This is a genomic window from Streptomyces monticola (genome assembly GCF_042665355.1).
In the GTDB taxonomy this organism is placed as follows: Bacteria; Actinomycetota; Actinomycetes; order Streptomycetales; family Streptomycetaceae; genus Streptomyces; species Streptomyces monticola.
In genome coordinates, this window is the sequence record NZ_JBHTCF010000058.1 from 1 (window position 1) to 2,389 (window position 2,389).

1 protein-coding gene and 2 pseudogenes are annotated in these 2,389 nt (G+C 69.4%); 1 reads left to right on the forward strand and 2 read right to left on the reverse strand.

Annotation, left to right across the window (positions count from 1 at the left end; translation table 11 throughout):
• A pseudogene (locus ACFQVC_RS42395) lies at positions 1-152 on the forward strand (methylmalonyl-CoA epimerase); the annotation flags it as partial.
• Positions 153-508: 356 nt separating this feature from the next.
• On the opposite strand, the gene ACFQVC_RS42400 reads toward ACFQVC_RS42395, so the two are convergent.
• On the reverse strand, positions 509-1,351 hold the full coding sequence (locus tag ACFQVC_RS42400) for a hypothetical protein (protein ID WP_381842125.1): 843 nt from the start codon (positions 1,349-1,351) through the stop codon (positions 509-511).
• A 76-nt stretch (positions 1,352-1,427) separates the two neighbouring features.
• Positions 1,428-2,389: pseudogene (locus tag ACFQVC_RS42405) on the reverse strand (hypothetical protein); the annotation flags it as partial.

The following is a 2,389-nucleotide window of genomic DNA, read 5'->3' on the forward strand; positions in this document are numbered from 1 at the left end:
CCGCCGCCATCAAGGACAAGGGCGTCCGCGTCCTCTACGACGAGCCCCGCCGCGGCTCCATGGGCTCCCGCATCACCTTCCTCCACCCCAAGGACTGCCACGGAGTCCTCACCGAACTGGTCACTTCGGGCAGGTCCGCCGCGACCGGGTGAGGGGTGCGTGCGCAGTGCGCACCGGCGTCGGCGGTGGCTGCGCAGTCGTCGGGCGTCCGGTGCCCACGGCCCACTGCCGTGCTGCGCAGGGGCCTGCGCACTGACTGCGCACGGACGCCGGCTGCGCAGTGTCTCCTCGTCGTGGCTGCGCAGTGGGACCCGTCGAGCGATGGGTGCGCACTGCTGGTTGCGCAGTACGGGGCAGGTGGCTGCGCAGTGCGCACGGGTTGGTGCGCATCCACCAGCGCCGTGCGCACGGCACCGGTGCGCATCCATCGCTGCCGTGCGCAGTGGTCGGTGCGCAGCACCCGCTGGGCGGCTGCGCACTGCGCACCCTTTGGCCAGAGGCTGCGCAGTCACGGGTGAGTGGCATCTGTTTGGTGTGGGATCTCGGGGTGGGGCTGTTCGGCGAAGTCGGCTGCGAGCGTCAGTGCGTGGCGGGCCGGTTCGGTGGTGGTGGGGTCGGGGGCGCCGTCGCGTCGGGCGGCGTGGAGTGTCCGGACGAAGCTTTCGAGGAAGGTCGTGAAGTTCGCGCGCTCCAGTGGGGTCCTGCGGTCGTCTATCGTCGCGTCGAGTTCGTCGAGCCAGTACGCCGCCATGCCGCTGACGCGCAGCCCGTCCCTGTGGTCGAGCAGCTGGCGGGCGATGCGTTGGGCGAGTGTGAAGCGGCGTTCCTGGGCTGAGACGCGCAGGCGTTCGGTGCGTTCCTCGGCGATCTTGCGGTCTTCGAGTTCGCGGGCGGATTCGGGGGTTCGCGGCTCGTGGGGTTCGCGCAGCTGTTCGGCTTTGAGGCGCCGGGCCTTTTGGTAGGCGCCGTGCTTGGTGGTGACGCACAGGGCTTCATTGAACCGGTGCCAGGGCACGCCTGCGGCGCGTCCGTCTTCGATGGCCCGCAACTGTCCGGAGTCCGCCTGTTCTCTGACGTACTGCCAGAGCTTGGCGCGCAGCACCGCGGCCTCGCCTTCGATGTCCTGGCCGTCGACGGGGGTGAGCGCGTGGGCGGTGCGTTCTGTGTGCCGGAGTACGAGTAGCAGTTCCTCGGGGGCCGGGAACCGGTCGAACTGGGGGTCCTGCCCCGCCTCGTACAGCTCACGCAGCCTGATGACGAGTGACGTCGCGTTGAGTGCGCCGAGTCGGAGGGCCGGGCGGCGAGGGCGGGGAGTGTTCCGTGAGGTCGGTGTCTTCGGCTTCTTCACCACGTGCGCAGTGTTGCGTATCCGTGGGTTCCCAGTCTGGGAACCCACGGATCTGGATCATCGAGTGGTGTCCCGGCGGTCAGTTCGCGATGTGCTGATGGGAGGTGCGCAGGGCCTCGCGGCGTCGGCGGAAGTCGGCCAGGAGCCGGTCGTTCACGGCCTCTGTGGTGATGGCGGACCCGTACTGACCTGTGACGTTGTGCTGGGCGAGCAGCTGTACGAGCTGAGGCGGGGTCGGTTCGTCGCCGGTGGTGTTGAGGTGTGCGTCCCATACGGCGAAGATCCGGAACTCGAGCAGGTACCTGCGCAGGGTGCTGGGGCTGATCGGCGTGCCGTTGCGTCCCAGGACGTCTCGGTCGGCGAGGTAGCGGGAGAGCTGGTTGCCGTTGGGCTGCTCGAAGTGCTGCTGCTGGTAGTCCCACCAGCCCTGGTAGTAGCGGTCGATGGTGGTGAGCTCCGTCGACTCGTCTGCCCCTCCCCCGGGCTGTGTGCTCTCCTCAGCGGCTATCTCGTGGGCCGACTCGTTGATTTCGTACGCGTGGGTCGTGCCGTCCGGGGTGTTGCCGTTGGGCTGCTGTGCGGGCAGGTCACGGGGGTGGGTGATGGTGCGCAGGAAGGCTTTGACCTTGTCTTCCTGCTTCATGGGGAGGACGGGTGTCCCGAGGTTCTGGAAGCCGGCCTGCTGAATGTCCGCCTGCTGAATGTCTGCCGGGGCGGGCTGCGGGGGCTGGCCGTCCTTCTGCGGAGCGTTGTCCTGGAGGAGAGCGGGCCCTTCTGCGGGTGTGCCGGGCGGCTCTGTCTCCGTCTGCGCTTGTGATGCCGGATACGCCGTCAGCTCGGGCCGTTGCTGCAGGGGTTCGGGCGATGCTGGGGGCAGGAGGTTGGGTTCGATGCCGGCGGCGGCGAGGCCGGCGGGGGCGGTGTCGGCGAGGGGGACGCCGTAGCGGGCCAGGCGCAGGGGCATGAGGGATTCGACGGGGGCTTTGCGGCGCCAGTTGCGGCCGTAGCGGGAGCGCAGGCGGGCCTGGTAGACGAGGCGTT